We start from the raw sequence: 15,328 nt of genomic DNA, 5'->3' as shown, positions 1-15,328 counted from the left end.
GGTTTGGGTATATAGCCGTGCTTTATTTATTACTTAATAAATTTTTTAAACGGCTGATCAACAGGCGTATCAGCTAAATGGTTCGTATAATTACTCATTACTTTTTGTGCTAAACCTAGAACAATTTCTAATAATTGCTGATTTCCATAACCCGCACTGTAAAACTCTTCTAACTCACTTTCGTCAATTACACCTCGGTTGCGCGTCATTGCTAAGGTTGTATTTCTTAAAGTTTCTAACTTGGGATCAGCAAGTGGAGTTTTATTAACTAACGCATCAACAATCTCTTGATCAACCTTCATACTCGCAGCGATTGCACTATGTGCAGGTACACAATAATGACAATTATGTTCAACATTAATTGTTTGCCAAACAACTGTCAGCTCTTGAGCATTAAACGATGTTTTTTGAAATAACTCATGAAGCACTTGGTAACCTTCAAGTAGTGTAGGTGCCTCTGCCATCACGGCATGTAAATTTGGCAACATACCAAAGGCTGATACTGAGTTATCGATAAGTGCTTTTGAGCCCTCAGGTGCGGTTTCTTTTGTGTAGAGTTCAAAGTTTTTCATGTTATCTCCTATCGTGTCTGACTAAGATTTATGATTAGCCTAGTTGTTTTTGAGCAGTTGTTCAAGTTAAAGTTGAACAACTGCTCAATTTTGGTATTCGTCATGGTCAATAAAGTTAAATTCAATCGCGATGAAGTAATCACGAAGGCACAAATGCTATTTTGGAAAAAAGGTTTTTCTACAACATCTACCCGTGATCTCCAAACGGTCGTTGATATGCGCCCAGGCAGTATTTATTCAGCGTTTGGTTCAAAAGAAGGTTTATATTCAGAGTCTTTAAAAGTCTATGCTACGCAACTTAAGCTGTTGCTAGCGAGCCATATTGAGAATAGCGAAACAATGCTTGATGGCTTACATGCATTTGTTGTTACGGTACTTGAAAGTGCTGAAGATGGATGTGAAGTATGTATGTTAATCAAAGCAAGTACAGAATTCGATCACACTCAGCCTAAACTTAAAACGTTAACCGATGACCTTTTGCAGCAGTTTGAACACGACTTATCGACTCTATTTGATATTGCACAACAGCGTGGTGAACTAGCCAACACTCATAGTCCGCTAGAATATGCTCGTTTATTTCAGATACAATTTACTGGCTTAAGAAGTTATTTACACAGGCCAATGTCGAAACCGATGACTGAGCAGCTTATTGGTATGATGTTCACACTTATAAAAAATTATTAAAGGGTAAGGCGTTTATCACCTTACCCTCACATATCAATGTCTAAAGTCTGACATTAAAGCCGGAATACCTGGCAGCATCCCCACTATTGCCATCACGCTTGTTAAGATAACAAACATCACTAATGGAATAATCCAGCGGCTCATTGGAGACAGCTCAGAGCTTCGCTCTTTACAACCAATTAAGCCCAAATTGTCGAGCAACATAGTTAATGACCAACCAAATGCAGGGTTCACTAAGGTCGAGGAAAACACCACAATAGCAGCTGATTGCGTAGTTTTACCTTCACGGGTCATTTCCATGCCAGCTTCAAGAAGTGGGATAAACACACCAACTATTAGCGCGACGCATAACACGGGTTGCCAAATAGCTAAATCCATTGGGTAGCCCCAAATACTGGCAATGATACAAAATAATGCTGTTAACACCGCTCCCGCAGGAATTGGGCGTTTAGCGATGGCTGCTGGCACGATGTAGGTTCCCCATGACGAGGTAAAGTTAGAGCCGCCTAACAATGAACCAAATGTCTGGCGGATTGAAGCACTAAACATGGTATCGTCAATGTTCATTTGTACTTTTTCAGTGCGTTCTGGGTAACTAATTTTTTGGAATACTTGATGTCCTAAAAAGTCAGGTGACCACATGGCAACCGCAAGCACCGCGAATGGCAAGACCACTACAAAGCTCTCTAGGGTTGGTAATCCCAGCATCCAACCGGTATTTTCACCCCACCAATACATTGGGTTCATATTTGGTAAACCCGGTGCTGTTTTAAACTCAAACGGCGCCCCCAATAAAAATGCAATTAAACCGCCAAGCAAGCAACTTAATGGCACGGCTAACCAACGTTTTTTGTAGTGCTCAAGTAAGGCATACAACACGATAGTCGACAAAATCACAATGAAAGCGATATGGGTCATATCAATGCCTTCAGCCCATGCAAACAGCTTTTTAACCTGTGAAATCGTACCAATAAAGCCAAGGTAAAGCAGTAAACCGCCACACACGCCTCGGCTGGTTAACCCCGCCAGTAAACTCCCGCCTTTACTAAGCGCCAGTAATAGGCCAAACGCCCCTATCAGCAAACCAAAAGCCATTGGGTGACCACCCGCTGCCACCACTATCGGGATCAAAGGAATAAGCGGCCCATGCGTACCCGCTAAGTTTGCTGTTGGTAAAAAGAAGCCCGAAAATAATAAAATGAAGATCGATACAATTAACAGCTCATAACGCACGTTTTCTAAAATAAAACCTTCGCCTAAGCCCAGTGGCGCTGCAAATGTTGCAGCAATTGCACCCACCATGACCACCTTGCCTATGGTCCCTGCCATGGCAGGGATAGAGTCTTCTAATTCAAACCGATAGTCACGAAATGGTAAATTTGGACGCCAACGCTTAGGCTGCATAATTTGTAATTCGTGTTCAAGGTATTCGTCACGACTCGAAAATTCACTGCTGGGTTTATGAAGATCTTGATAGCTTTGTTGCTTCTTATTCATAAGTTCTCCTACTACCTATCTTGAAAAATTGTGTGAGTTTTTATTATGCAGTTAGGGTAAAGCAGCCTGACGTAAAACACGATTAGGCAAAAGGTAGGGTATGAATTTATAAAATAGGTGTTTTTAATAAACTGAGAGCATCCGAAAATAAATTTAATACATTGATATAAATAGCTTTATTTATAAAAAATGCTTTGAAAGAGTAAGCTAAAGGTTATTTTTCAAACACATTAACTATTAGTCTAATAAATTGTACGAATAGCAGGCAATCAAGTTATTAGGTCACAGAAGATAATCTGTCACGCTTGCTTGGCGCACGAAACACGCTTCACGCCTACGGCCAAGGGTTTAACTTTTGAGTGGTGGTTAATTATTCATGACTAAAGTCATTCCTACGAGAGATAGAAACGAGGTGCGAGGTGCGAGGTGCGAGGTGCGAGGTGCGAGGTGCGAGGTGCGAGGTGCGAGGTGCGAGGTGCGAGCATGAGCTTAAGTTTCTTTGCACTATACGACTAGTAATTAATTAACGGCTCTGATAAAAATACACTGAATATGGAAGAAAACGAGCTATAAGCCCGTTAAGTTTAATGGAATTACTATCCTAGTGAGGTTCAAATGGAAATTGAAGTAACCAGACCAAAACAACATCATGATAAAATTAGAGATTACACTTTATGGGCCGATTCTAAAAAGATCGGAAAAATCAAACCCAACTCTTTAACCAACTACACAATACCTGACGACGCTAGATTCATCTGGTTCTCCATTGATTGGTGCTCTAGCCCTAAACTTTCTGTCAAAGATATTCAATCAAATAAAGTAACTGTTTCGAACACTATGAGCAGTAACTTACTATCGGGTCTATTTTTACCCATTTATTACGTTACTTTTGGTAAAAATAAATATCTAACAATTACGAGCGATGTATAACCACCCTTAATCGATTTCAGATTCGATTACTTCATCGCATAACGATATTTTTACCCTTCGTCGCGGCATAAAGCCGCTGCGACCTGTAGGCGTCACGCTTGATTGGCGCACGAAACACGTTTCACGCCTACGGCCAAGGTTTACTTTTGTGTGGTGATTAATCATTCATGACTAAAGTCATTCCTACGATAAATAGATACAAGATGCGAGCTTGTAGCAGCGATTTCACATCGCGTTTTTCTCGCATCTCTTATCTCGCAACTAGAACTTATAGCTCCCTCTCTATTTCGTCTTTAACTTATTCAACTCATCATCTTGTTGTGCAACAAGTGCATTAAGAGTTTGGCTACCATCACCGGCTTGGGTAGATAGCTCAGCGAGTTGTGATGCGGCATCTGAAATTAACGTCAGGTTGCGGTTTATTTCTTCTGTGACCGAGCTTTGCTCTTCTGCAGCCGTTGCAATGTGGGTAATTTGTTGCGTGATTTCGTCTACTTTAACTACAACTTCGTGTAATGCATCAAATGCAACTGAGGTTTCATCTACCGCGGTCTGTGCACGCACAACACCTTGTTCAATAACCTTAGACGCATTACCTACTTCTAGCTGTAAACTGTCAATTAAACCACTGATGTCATCGGTTGATGAACGCGTTTTTGAAGCAAGGGCCCTTACTTCATCAGCCACCACCGCAAAGCCACGACCTTGTTCACCAGCCCTTGCTGCTTCAATTGCCGCATTCAGTGCAAGTAAGTTTGTTTGCTCTGCAATCGTTCGGATCACGTCTAAAATTTGTGTAATGTCGTTACTGCGTGCCGCAACTTTTTCGACCGCTTGATTAGCCTCTTTAATTTCGTCCGACATGGTTTTAACTTGGGTAACCGCAGACGACAAGCTCGATTCACTGCTAACAACTAACCCATTTATTTCATCGGCTTGTTGCGCTGACTGCTCTGAGGCTCTTGCAACTTCAAGGGCTGTTGCGCTCATTTCGTTCATAGCGGTCACTACGCTCTCAATTTCTTGGAATTGAGCTTGAACGTTGTGCTTAGTATCAACGGCAACACTAGTCGCTAGGTGAGCCTGCTCTTTGGTTTGCGTTGATACATTCTTAAGCTCACCAATTAAATCGCGCAATTTAGCAAGAAACGCGTTAAAGCCAGTTGCTAATGCAATTAGCTCAGCGTGAGTATCAACATGTAAGGTCTGAGTTAAGTCACCTTCAGCACTAGCAAGGTTATCAACGCGCTTTTGAATCTGCTGTAATGGTGCCACAATTGTACGGATCACTAAGGTCATGATCACAAAGGCTGCACCAGCAATAATAATACCCGTCACCAAAATCAAACCGCCTAGTGTATTGGCATTTTCACTCATGCTATTTGCTAGCGCTTGAGGCCCTTCAAGGGCAAGCTCGGCGGGTACTTCAATCAGTAAGTTCCACTGTGTTTTAGCAAGCTTTATGGTAATTGGGTAGTTAACTAAATACTCATCACCGACTTTAAATACACCACTTTGCTTTTTCGCTTTTACGTAATTGTCTAAAGTGCTTTTAGCCACCGCCTCTTTTAACGGTCTGCCAAGCTTATCTTTGTAATGGCTGCTACCAACCACTAAATCGAGTGAGCTTAATAAAGTGACGCGAGCTTTGCCGTTATACAATTCTTTTGAGAGTTGCTCGGTCATGCTTTGAAATACAGGCAATGTTAAATCAACCCCGGCAACACCAATAAATTCGTTATCACGAAGAATGGGCACAGTTAAAGAGGTCATCATTTCAGAATAACCAGGGGTGATTTCGTATAAGTAGGGTTCCATAATACATGGCACTTTGGTGTCTTTTACACACAAGTACCACTCAGCTTCACGCTGACCAAATTCATTGAGCGTATCCACATATTTTTCAGCCGCATCGTCAACTGCCTGCTGTTCTATGCTGCCATCTCTATTACGAGTAAAGTAGATTTCTAAAGTACCTACACCAGCAACTGAGTGATCATATCCACTAATAAAATTAGCATCTCGGCCATCAAACGCATTTGCTTCAAATTGCGAATAAATAGATGAAAGAATAGTATTTTTTTGTAGCAAAGAGCGATTTAACTCAACCACCGCATCTCGAGTTAAGGTGCCTGCTGCATCGTGATCCCCTAAGATTGCTGCAAATGAATAAGGTACTCGATAGGCTTCGTTTATAAAACCTGCAACTTGTTCACCATACGCTACGGCATTTGAGGCTAGCTTTTCTTCAACTTCGGCGACAATCAGCTTTTCTGATTGCGCAGCTAAATCTTGGTTACTGCTCGATAATTGCCACCATAAAACACTTGATAAAACAAAAACGGTTATGAAAATGCTTCCAACTGTAAGCCATAACAACTTTTTCGCTAACGCTAACTGCCGCATTGATTCTTCCTGCTACTATTATAAATCACCTTTAGTTTAGACCATTTGACTGGTTTCATTAGGATAAATATAAAAAAAGTATGATTTCTAATAATTAAAAAGTAAGTTAATAATCAGCTAAATTAATAATAAACACCAATAGGCGAAAACAATGCAGCAACACACATTTGATTTTGACCAAATTATTATAGGCTCGGGATTTGGTGGCTCTGTGAGTGCGCTTCGCCTAAGCGAAAAAGGTAACCGGGTTTTAGTACTTGAAAAAGGTCTTCGCCGCGAAGATAAAGAGTTTCCAAAGACCAACCTAGATATCAAAAACTATATGTGGCAGCCAGAAATTGGCCTTAAAGGCTGCATTCAATTTTCGTTTACCAGCAAAGTCGCAGTGTTACATGGCGTTGGTGTTGGCGGTGGCTCACAAATTTATGCTAATGTGCACCTTATTCCTGATGATGAAGTCTTTCAATCTCCTGCTTGGACACGGATAAAATCAGACTGGAAAGACAGCCTCATGCCCTACTATGGCCTTGCACAGCGCATGTTAGGTAGCGCCAAAAATACCTATACCAATGTTGCCGATCACACACTAAAAGACATTGCTGATCAGATGGGGCAAGGCGACTCATTCAAAACCGTGAACACCGGGGTGCTTTTTGCAAAACCCGGCGAAGCCTATAAAAAAGAGCTACCCGACCCATACTTTAATGGCGATGGTCCGAGGCGAAATACCTGCCATTACTGTGGTAGCTGCATGATTGGTTGTCGCCATAATGCCAAAAATACTTTAATGAAAAATTACCTGTACTTTGCCGAACGCAACGGTGTAGAGATAAGACCTAGCTCTGAAGTAATCAAAATCATCCCGCTTAATGCAGATGGCAGCGCCGGATACAAAATTAAAATTAAAGATACCAGCCATCGCAATAGCCATATTTATACGCTGACAACACGGGGCGTCGTGCTAAGCGCAGGGGTGATGGGCACCGTGCCTTTGCTTTTAAAAATGCGCGATAAAGACAAAACACTGCCCAATATTTCAGCTTGGCTAGGCCAGCAAATTCGCACTAACTCAGAAACCCTCACCACCGCGAACAATACCACTAAAAAAGTTGATGATGGCGTTGCGATCAGCTCATTTATTTCGGTCGACAAAGACACCAACATTGAAATTTGCCGGTTTAGAGAAGGCGCTGATGGCACATGGCTATATTTACCTTACGTTCCTATGGTGACAGGCAAAGGCCTCAAGCGTATTGCTAAGTTTTTAGTGAATACACTGCGCCATCCAATAAAAACAGCTAAAGTATTGCGGCCAAAAGGCAAAGCCCGCAGCTCAATTGTATTTTTGGTGATGCAAAAATCCGAGGCGTTTATTCACCTTGAATGGCGACGCAAGTGGTATCGGTTATTTAAAAACAGCATTACTGCGGTGCAAAAAGACAATGACACGCCGCTTAGCGTTAGTTTTCCAAAAGCAGAAGAAGCAACCAAACTCTACGCCGAAAAACTCGGTGGCGTGCCCGGTTCAGCCTTAACTGAAGTGCTCTTTGGTGCCCCAATGACGGCGCATATAATGAGTGGAGTCGCCATGGGCACTGATGCCTCTAACGGCGTTGTTGATAGCTCAGGTGAAGTGTTCGGCTATCAAAACCTACGTGTTATTGACGGCTCAATCATACCCGGAAATTTAGGGGTAAACCCATCATTAACCATTACCGCATTGTCGGAATACGCAATGAGCCAAATACCGGTATTCGATGCAGCCCGAGCAAGCAAGATAAAGCCAATACAATTTAGTGAACCACGCGAAGGTCTAGTATCAGCACTTACTGGTTCAGGCGATTTAGCAAAATCGATTGCTGAAAAACAAAAAAGCCGTGCATAAAGCACGGCCTATTTTGGTAAATAGCGATTAGATCACTGATAACTCTACAGCAATGTTACCGCGTGTTGCGTTTGAGTATGGGCATACTTCGTGCGCTTTATTAACCAGTGCAAGGGCGGTGTCTTTATCAAGATCACCTACCGATACCGCAAGCTTAACTGCAATACCAAAACCACCTTCGATAGGACCAATTGATACTTCAGAATTAATGTGGGTATCTGCTGGTAATTTAATTTTTGCTTGGCCTGCCACTAACTTTAATGCGCCGATAAAACAAGCCGCGTAACCAGCTGCAAATAACTGCTCAGGGTTTGTACCTTGACCATCATCACCACCTAACCCTTTAGGAGTTGATAGTGCCACATCTAAACGACCATCGTCTGATTTTGCTGTGCCTTCACGGCCACCTGTTGCTGTTGCGTTTGCTGTGTATGCGACGCTTTGTAGTTCTTTCATGATTACTCTCCTAATTGAGTGAAAATATATTTTGTATACAAAGTATATTAGATCAGCTTTTTCGGGATTGCAAATACTTTGCATGCAAATTAAAATACTCGTGTTGAATTTTGAGGATCGTGCATGAAATACCCACAACTAAAATTAGATAACCAGCTATGCCACCGCTTGTATATGGCATCGAATGGGATTGCCCGTGCGTATCGAGATTCTCTCAATCAATTAGATTTAACCTACCCGCAGTACGTAGTTATGATGGCGCTGTGGGAAAAAGATCAGATCAGTATTGCTGAATTACTTGAAAAAACCGCCATTGATGGCGGTGCGATGACGCAAATTTTGAAAAAAATGAGCGATAAAGCATTGTTGTCGATCACTAAGGATAGCCATGATAAACGCAAACGACTCGTGCAGCTCGAAGCCAAAGGCAAGGCGATGCAAGATCAAGCCGCTGAGATACCGTCGCAAATTCGTTGTCGCTTCCCGAGCATTAACGAACAACAAGCACTGCAACTAATTGAATTACTCGATTTAGTAAATAGTGACCTTAATTAACAAAAATTATTTGAAAGTGAATTTGGATTACACCTCTTTTTAATATAATTCTATACGCTATAGTGTTTAAAACTCATCAATACGGACACCATTATGAAAGCATTTGGATACACTACAGCAACCCCAACGTTATCTGACTCATCACTACAAGCGATTGAATTAGCTGATCCCGTTGCGACAGGTCACGACATTCTTGTCGCCGTAGAAGCAATCTCAGTAAACCCTGTAGATACTAAAATTCGCGCTAATGTTTCACCAGACAATGGCTACAAAGTTATTGGCTGGGACGCCGTGGGGACGGTTAAAGCCGTTGGCGACAAAGTATCGTTATTTAATGTCGGTGACCGTGTGTTTTATGCTGGCGACTTAACGCGCCAAGGCAGTAATGCTGAGTTGCAACTTGTTGATGAACGCATTGTCGGTCTTGCACCAACAAGCCTGAGTAATAGTGAAGCAGCCGCCCTGCCCTTAACAAGTATTACGGCATGGGAGCTATTGTTTGACCGCTTACAGATCGAAAAGTCAAAGAATAATAAGCCAGCCTCTGTATTAGTAATAGGTGCTGCAGGTGGTGTAGGCTCAATTTTAGTGCAGCTTGCCAAACAGCTTACCAATTTAACCGTTGTTGGTACCGCCGCACGAGAAGAAAGCGCCAACTGGCTGAAAGACTTAGGTGTTGATCATGTGCTTGATCATAGCAAAAACCTTAACGAGCAACGTCTTGCGGCCGACCTGAATGAATTTGATTACGTAGTGAGCTTAACGCACACCGACCAACACCTTGATAGCATTATGGAAGTGATCAAGCCACAAGGTAAATTGGCACTGATCGACGACCCTGCAAGCTTTGATATTTTGAAGTTAAAGCGTAAAAGTATTTCGTTGCATTGGGAGTTTATGTATACCCGCTCAATGTTCCAAACAGAGGATATGATTGCCCAGCATCAGCTTCTATCAGAACTTGCCACCTTGGTTGATAACGGCACAATTAAAACAACATTGGGTGAGCATTTAGGTAAGATAAACGTAGCAAACCTTATTAAAGCCCATGGGATTTTAGAATCTCACAAAGCTCGCGGAAAGCTTGTGTTGGAAGGGTTTGAGTAACGAGGAATGAAAAACGAGGTGCGAACACGTAGCAGCGATTTCACATCGCGTTTTATTCTCGAATCGCACCGACCTTAGCCATGTCGCGGCATAAAGCCGGTACTACCTATGCGCACGAAACACGTTTCACACCTACGGCCAAGGTTTTACTTTTGTGTGGTGATTAATCATTCATGACTAAAGTCATTCCTACGATAAATAGATACAAGGTGCGAGCACGTAGCAGCGATTTCACATCGCGTTTTATTCTCGTATCGCACCGACCTTAGCCATGTCGCGGCATAAAGCCGGTACTACCTGTAGGCGTCACGCTTGCTTGGCGCGCGAAACAAGTTTCACGCCTACGGCCAAGGTTTTACTTTTGTGTGGTGGTTAATTATTCATGACTAAAGTCATTCCTACGAGAAATAGATACGAGTAAGTAGTAGCGATTTCACATCGCGTATTTCCTCGTTCAACAATAAAAGCACGCATCATTAAAGTGCATTACTGCATTTGCCTTTCACTATTTTAGTGCCTGATTTTAGGGATACCCAAACCACCACAAGTTAACCTATTGATTTTTAATGAATTTTAATTTAATAAAGGGTTGGCACAGATCTTCCAATAGTGAGTGTGAACTGGCACTAACAAGGAGACTAACGTGACTAACTTCTTTCACACTCTTTATCTACTTTGGCGATTAGACATCAGCACATGGCATATACATGAAGCAAACGATCCGCATAATGTTGCTGATTTGGAGCGTCGCTATGTTAAATAATGATCCTGCATTTATTGAAGCGCTAAAAAAAATTTCGGTGCACCAACTGACAATCACCGAAGCGTCTGAGCAGTACCACATTCCTAAGCGTGTGTTATATAAAGCTGCACGACAGCAACAAGTTAAACAGAACAAACAAAAAGCGTATTTAATTGCTACTCAGAAACGCCTTCAACAAAGTTTGCGTCATGTCGAATTAGAGTTAGCTGGCTTCAGCTAAATAACTTCTGTATGGTTAAAATACATGCACAAAAATGATGGACAAAGTATGCACGCAGTAGAAGTTAATTTTGATGGCTTAGTGGGGCCTACCCATAATTACGCGGGATTATCGTATGGCAATGTCGCTTCACTAAGTCACGCCTCTTCACATTCAAACCCTAAAGAGGCTGTACTACAAGGCCTTGAAAAAATGAGGGCGATGCACGAGTTAGGACTAGAGCAAGGTATCTTTGCACCTCATGCTCGCCCCGACATTAGCGTACTAAAACGACTGGGCTTTACAGGCACCGATAGCCAGATTATTGAAAAAGCATTTAAAGCCGACCCCATTTTACTGCGAGCTTGTTACAGTGCATCGGCCATGTGGACAGCCAATGCTGGCACTATCTCGCCTTCAGCCGATACCCTTGATGGCAAAGTACACTTTACGGCTGCTAACTTAAATAATAAGTTTCACCGCTCGCTAGAACCCGTTACAACTACAGCATTATTAAAAGCCATGTTTAACGATGAGCGTTACTTTAGCCATCATACGCATTTACCTGCTCAAGGCTTTTTTGGTGATGAAGGCGCCGCAAATCATAATCGATTATGCGACAGCCATGCAGATACAGGGCTTGAGATCTTTGTTTATGGGGCAAGTAGTTTTAATAGCGCCTTACCAAAACCAGTTAAATTTCCTGCAAGACAATCTCTTGAGGCTTCGCAAGCAGTTGCCCGTTTGCATCAGCTAAAGCCAGAAAATCAGTTATTTATTCAACAAAATCCTGATGTGATAGATCAAGGTGTCTTTCATAACGATGTGATCGCTGTGGCCAATGGCAATGTACTTTTATGCCACGAACAAGCCTTTTTGCACCAAGCAGATACGCTGAAACAAATTAAACAAGCCTACCTTGGCAACAAGCCGCTACATATTATTGAAGTGCCAACCAATAAAGTGAGCATTACAGATGCTGTAAGCAGCTATTTATTTAATAGCCAATTAATTACCTTAAGTGATGACAGCATGATACTGGTTGCCCCTAAAGAGTGTCAGCGCAATCAAGCTGTTCACGATTACATTCAAGAAATGATTTTGGCTGATAACCCTGTTCAGCAAGTGCGCTTTTTTGACTTGCGCCAAAGCATGCAAAATGGCGGTGGCCCTGCTTGTTTACGCTTGCGTGTTGCACTCAATTCGGACGAACTGGCAGCGGTTAATCCGGCAGTACGATTCAGCGAAGAAAAATATACCCAACTAGTAAATTGGGCGAATAAGCATTATCGTGACTCGTTAAGTAGTGACGACTTTGCCGATCCGATGCTTTTAACCGAAAGCTATCAGGCACTTGATGAGCTAACCAGCTTACTTAACTTAGGTTCTGTGTATCCATTTCAACAAGAATAAATAATGAAAATTAAAGCAGTGCATTCTATAAAAGGGGTGTCGAAATCCCTCAATAATTTGCTAATTGATAGCGTGGCCAGTGGCGCATCAATTGGCTTTATTGCTCCTTTATCATTACAGTCAGCACACGACTACTGGCAAGGGGTTGATAGAGATTTAGCAACGCCTTACCGTAGGCTTTACCTTGCCCTAGATGGTGATACGGTGATTGGTTCAGTACAGCTTTCTTTATGCGCCAAAGCTAATGGCGCTCACCGCGGTGAAGTAGAAAAGCTCATGGTGCACAGCGAATATCAAGGCCAAGGAATTGCAAAACAATTGATGAATAGCCTAGAGACCGACGCGCGTATTTTAGGTATTCAATTACTATTACTTGATACCCGCCAAGGTGACACTGCCTCATATTTGTATCGTAAACTCGATTATATTGAAGCGGGCACTATTCCTGGATTTGCGAAAAGTTCCTCCGGTGAATTTGATGCAACAGTGTATTTTTATAAGCAGGTCGCATAAACCAGCTTCAATAGCCTATCGATCTAACCATAAAGTCGACTAATAAAACTTTTTAAAAGTACTAAACTAGTACTGCGGATTTTTATTAGGAGCGATAAATGGCGCTATCAATACAGCAACGGGTACTCTTTCTAGCCCTACTTCCCCCCCTACTCATTGCAATTATGCTGACACTCTACAACTATGTGCAATCAAAACACAGTGGTGCACAAACCGTTGAAAGTTTTGCTACACAAATGGAAAACGACCGTAAGTCTGAAGTTAGCAATTACCAAAAAATTGCTATGAGCTCGATTGCTAACCTCATCGCACAAGATGATGGCTCTAATACTGAGCAACTACAAAACCAAGCAAAAAGCATTTTACGTAATTTGCGTTTTGATGATGCTGGCGATACTGGCTATGTGTTTGTTTATGATGTAAAAGGTGTCAACATTGCCCATGGGGTTAACACCTCTCTTGAGGGTAAAAACCTTTATGATTTCAAAGATCCTAATGGGGTTTATCTCATTCGAGAACTGATTGATGCTGCAAAGAACGGCGGTGGTTATGTGCAGTATTCTTGGAAAAATACCAATGGCAGTGTGAATCCTAAGCTCGGCTATGCCGCTTTAGTACCAAAATGGAATTGGGTGCTAGGAACAGGTTTTTGGATCAGTGGTCTTGAGCAACAAGTCGCAGCGACAGAACAACGCGTTAATGAAGGTATCGATAATGCCTTTATAAACACCATCATCGCTTCTGTATTTGCTGTCGCAATTACCGCAGCGATTGCAGTGGTGGTATCGCGCAGTATTACTAGCCCTTTGCACACAACCGTACTAGCAATGAACGATATATCACAAGGTGATGGTGATTTAACCCAACGTTTAATGGTGAAACGAGACGATGAACTGGGCAAACTTGGCAGTTCGTTTAACCGTTTTGCCGATGACGTTGGTAAAATGGTTATTGATATTCGCCAATCATCGCAATCGATGAATCAAGCGTCACATAGGCTCAACGAGCTACTTGCCAATATGCATGCAGGTATTAATCGCCAACATGAAGAAAGTGAACAAGTTGCAACCGCAATAAACGAAATGTCGGCGGCGTCAATGGAAGTTGCACGCAGTGCGCAAGAGGCCTCAACGGCTGCTGAGCATGCCGATCATTTAGTCAAACAGGCTAACAACCAGTTGCTCATTGCCATAAAGGTGATTAACGGCCTTGCTAAACAAGTTGATGAAGGGGCGAATGCGGTCGATCAGCTTAATCAACAATCGAGTCAAATTGGTAGTGTGCTTGATGTGATCAGAAACATTGCCGAGCAAACAAACCTACTAGCACTAAATGCGGCAATTGAATCTGCCCGAGCTGGTGAAGCGGGTCGTGGCTTTGCGGTGGTGGCTGATGAAGTGCGAACGCTTGCAAAACGCACGCAAGATAGCACTCATGAAATAGAGGCGATGATTGAGCAAGTACAACAAGGAACAACAACTGTAAATAACATTATGCAGTCAATCAAATCAGGCAGTGCAACCAGTGTTAATGAAGCGGGCGAAGTCGAAAAAGCACTCAATGAAGTATTGCTTTCGGTTAACACTATCACGTCACAAAATGCACAAATAGCCACAGCTGCTGAAGAGCAAACATCAGTGTCTGAAGCAATTAACCAAAACATGACGACCATTGTCGATATTGCGAATAAAACCGCCAATGATACCGATGTAGCCACATCGTACATGCACGATCTGACAGACACAGCAACTCAGTTAGAACAAAATGTAAGTCGTTATAAAACCTAATATCTAGCGCCATGGTTAAGCAGGTAAATACGCCTGCTTAACAAAAATCATTGGTCTTTTGTAAGTTCTTTAACCAATCAAACAAATCGTTATCGTAGCGCTTTAAGCGTTGTTGGTGTTTGTCATTAAGGCTATAAAAAGGCGCAAAGCAAATATATTTTTCGCCCATAACAAGCACTAATCGCAAACCAAAAAACGAGTAATGGTGAATAAATTGCACTTGTCTTGCATGCATATGGCGGCATTGCCCGAATAAATTGCGGTAATGCACACCGTGGCGGCATACCGTTAAATTGCGTTTTGAATTGAATACAAGTACCGCTAATAGTAATGAAACAGAGCACAACAAAAAACTAAAAAGTAAATTACTTACCTCCGATTTACTATTCATAAACCCCACTAGTAAAAGCATATTTACTGCACTTAATAATGCCCAGCTCATAAGCTCAAAGCGCTTTTCCAAGTCAATAACCTTCATTTTCGTTCCTAGGTTCTTATTTTTTGTCATGGTGTCAGCAAAATGTGGAAGAAAAATGGATTTACCTAAAAAGCATTCTAAAC

At 42.1% G+C, this 15,328-nt stretch carries 13 protein-coding genes; 8 read left to right on the top strand and 5 right to left on the bottom strand.

The genetic code is table 11. The annotated features are described in order from the left end of the window. Positions 1-29: 29 nt before the first annotated feature. Positions 30-572: a carboxymuconolactone decarboxylase family protein gene (locus L1266_RS16165; protein WP_054553610.1), complete on the bottom strand. Its 543-nt coding sequence runs from the start codon at positions 570-572 to the stop codon at positions 30-32. 102 nt (positions 573-674) lie between these two features. On the opposite strand from L1266_RS16165, the gene L1266_RS16160 reads away from it, so the two are divergent. Continuing rightward, positions 675-1,256 (top strand): TetR/AcrR family transcriptional regulator, encoded by a 582-nt coding sequence (locus tag L1266_RS16160; RefSeq protein WP_235377911.1) that lies wholly within the window; start codon positions 675-677, stop codon positions 1,254-1,256. Positions 1,257-1,289: 33 nt separating this feature from the next. Here L1266_RS16160 and L1266_RS16155 read toward each other — a convergent pair whose 3' ends face one another. Further along, positions 1,290-2,753: a DUF3360 family protein gene (locus L1266_RS16155; RefSeq protein WP_138618854.1), complete on the bottom strand. Its 1,464-nt coding sequence runs from the start codon at positions 2,751-2,753 to the stop codon at positions 1,290-1,292. A 1,212-nt stretch (positions 2,754-3,965) separates the two neighbouring features. Next, positions 3,966-6,089: a methyl-accepting chemotaxis protein gene (locus tag L1266_RS16150; RefSeq protein ID WP_054553606.1), complete on the bottom strand. Its 2,124-nt coding sequence runs from the start codon at positions 6,087-6,089 to the stop codon at positions 3,966-3,968. A 151-nt stretch (positions 6,090-6,240) separates the two neighbouring features. Between L1266_RS16150 and L1266_RS16145 the strand changes: the two genes are divergently transcribed. Next, positions 6,241-7,974, top strand: coding sequence for a GMC family oxidoreductase (locus L1266_RS16145; protein WP_054553605.1), 1,734 nt, complete (start codon positions 6,241-6,243; stop codon positions 7,972-7,974). A 27-nt stretch (positions 7,975-8,001) separates the two neighbouring features. Here L1266_RS16145 and L1266_RS16140 read toward each other — a convergent pair whose 3' ends face one another. Next, on the bottom strand, positions 8,002-8,430 hold the full coding sequence (locus L1266_RS16140) for an organic hydroperoxide resistance protein (protein ID WP_166338488.1): 429 nt from the start codon (positions 8,428-8,430) through the stop codon (positions 8,002-8,004). A 123-nt stretch (positions 8,431-8,553) separates the two neighbouring features. Here L1266_RS16140 and L1266_RS16135 point away from each other — a divergent pair, with 123 nt between their 5' ends. The 6 genes from L1266_RS16135 to L1266_RS16110 all read left to right on the top strand — a co-directional run bounded on the left by L1266_RS16135 (position 8,554) and on the right by L1266_RS16110 (position 14,767). Then, positions 8,554-8,985: a MarR family winged helix-turn-helix transcriptional regulator gene (locus tag L1266_RS16135; RefSeq protein ID WP_054553603.1), complete on the top strand. Its 432-nt coding sequence runs from the start codon at positions 8,554-8,556 to the stop codon at positions 8,983-8,985. Positions 8,986-9,078: 93 nt separating this feature from the next. Continuing rightward, positions 9,079-10,092, top strand: coding sequence for a zinc-binding alcohol dehydrogenase family protein (locus L1266_RS16130; protein WP_235377910.1), 1,014 nt, complete (start codon positions 9,079-9,081; stop codon positions 10,090-10,092). Positions 10,093-10,844: 752 nt separating this feature from the next. Continuing rightward, positions 10,845-11,075 carry a helix-turn-helix domain-containing protein gene (locus tag L1266_RS16125; protein WP_054553601.1) on the top strand — a complete coding sequence of 77 codons (231 nt, stop codon included), beginning with the start codon at positions 10,845-10,847 and terminating at the stop codon, positions 11,073-11,075. Between the two features lie 48 nt (positions 11,076-11,123). Then, the gene (astB, locus tag L1266_RS16120) at positions 11,124-12,467 is read left to right on the top strand and encodes an N-succinylarginine dihydrolase (protein ID WP_235377909.1); all 1,344 of its coding nucleotides are present in this window, start codon (positions 11,124-11,126) and stop codon (positions 12,465-12,467) included. A gap of 3 nt (positions 12,468-12,470) precedes the next feature. After that, on the top strand, positions 12,471-12,980 hold the full coding sequence (locus tag L1266_RS16115; RefSeq protein WP_194441270.1) for a GNAT family N-acetyltransferase: 510 nt from the start codon (positions 12,471-12,473) through the stop codon (positions 12,978-12,980). Positions 12,981-13,078: 98 nt separating this feature from the next. Next, positions 13,079-14,767: a methyl-accepting chemotaxis protein gene (locus L1266_RS16110; RefSeq protein ID WP_235377908.1), complete on the top strand. Its 1,689-nt coding sequence runs from the start codon at positions 13,079-13,081 to the stop codon at positions 14,765-14,767. A 37-nt stretch (positions 14,768-14,804) separates the two neighbouring features. On the opposite strand, the gene L1266_RS16105 is transcribed toward L1266_RS16110, so the two are convergent. Then, a complete protein-coding gene (locus L1266_RS16105; protein ID WP_054553598.1) occupies positions 14,805-15,245 on the bottom strand; it encodes a hypothetical protein in 441 nt (146 codons plus the stop codon). Positions 15,246-15,328: the final 83 nt, after the last annotated feature.

The organism is Pseudoalteromonas sp. Cn5-37 (assembly GCF_021532495.1).
GTDB lineage: Bacteria > Pseudomonadota > Gammaproteobacteria > Enterobacterales > Alteromonadaceae > Pseudoalteromonas > Pseudoalteromonas simplex.
The sequence above is the reverse complement of the archived record's forward strand: the minus strand, read 5'-3'. Positions and strand labels throughout refer to the sequence as shown.

What these genes read in the sequence shown, in the direction of transcription:
- L1266_RS16165 (WP_054553610.1), bottom strand. Translation starts at nt 572, where the DNA reads ATGAAAAACTTTGAACTCTACACAAAAGAAACCGCACCTGAGGGCTCA.
- L1266_RS16160 (WP_235377911.1), top strand. Translation starts at nt 675, where the DNA reads ATGGTCAATAAAGTTAAATTCAATCGCGATGAAGTAATCACGAAGGCA.
- L1266_RS16155 (WP_138618854.1), bottom strand. Translation starts at nt 2,753, where the DNA reads ATGAATAAGAAGCAACAAAGCTATCAAGATCTTCATAAACCCAGCAGT.
- L1266_RS16150 (WP_054553606.1), bottom strand. Translation starts at nt 6,089, where the DNA reads ATGCGGCAGTTAGCGTTAGCGAAAAAGTTGTTATGGCTTACAGTTGGA.
- L1266_RS16145 (WP_054553605.1), top strand. Translation starts at nt 6,241, where the DNA reads ATGCAGCAACACACATTTGATTTTGACCAAATTATTATAGGCTCGGGA.
- L1266_RS16140 (WP_166338488.1), bottom strand. Translation starts at nt 8,430, where the DNA reads ATGAAAGAACTACAAAGCGTCGCATACACAGCAAACGCAACAGCAACA.
- L1266_RS16135 (WP_054553603.1), top strand. Translation starts at nt 8,554, where the DNA reads ATGAAATACCCACAACTAAAATTAGATAACCAGCTATGCCACCGCTTG.
- L1266_RS16130 (WP_235377910.1), top strand. Translation starts at nt 9,079, where the DNA reads ATGAAAGCATTTGGATACACTACAGCAACCCCAACGTTATCTGACTCA.
- L1266_RS16125 (WP_054553601.1), top strand. Translation starts at nt 10,845, where the DNA reads ATGTTAAATAATGATCCTGCATTTATTGAAGCGCTAAAAAAAATTTCG.
- astB (WP_235377909.1), top strand. Translation starts at nt 11,124, where the DNA reads ATGCACGCAGTAGAAGTTAATTTTGATGGCTTAGTGGGGCCTACCCAT.
- L1266_RS16115 (WP_194441270.1), top strand. Translation starts at nt 12,471, where the DNA reads ATGAAAATTAAAGCAGTGCATTCTATAAAAGGGGTGTCGAAATCCCTC.
- L1266_RS16110 (WP_235377908.1), top strand. Translation starts at nt 13,079, where the DNA reads ATGGCGCTATCAATACAGCAACGGGTACTCTTTCTAGCCCTACTTCCC.
- L1266_RS16105 (WP_054553598.1), bottom strand. Translation starts at nt 15,245, where the DNA reads ATGAAGGTTATTGACTTGGAAAAGCGCTTTGAGCTTATGAGCTGGGCA.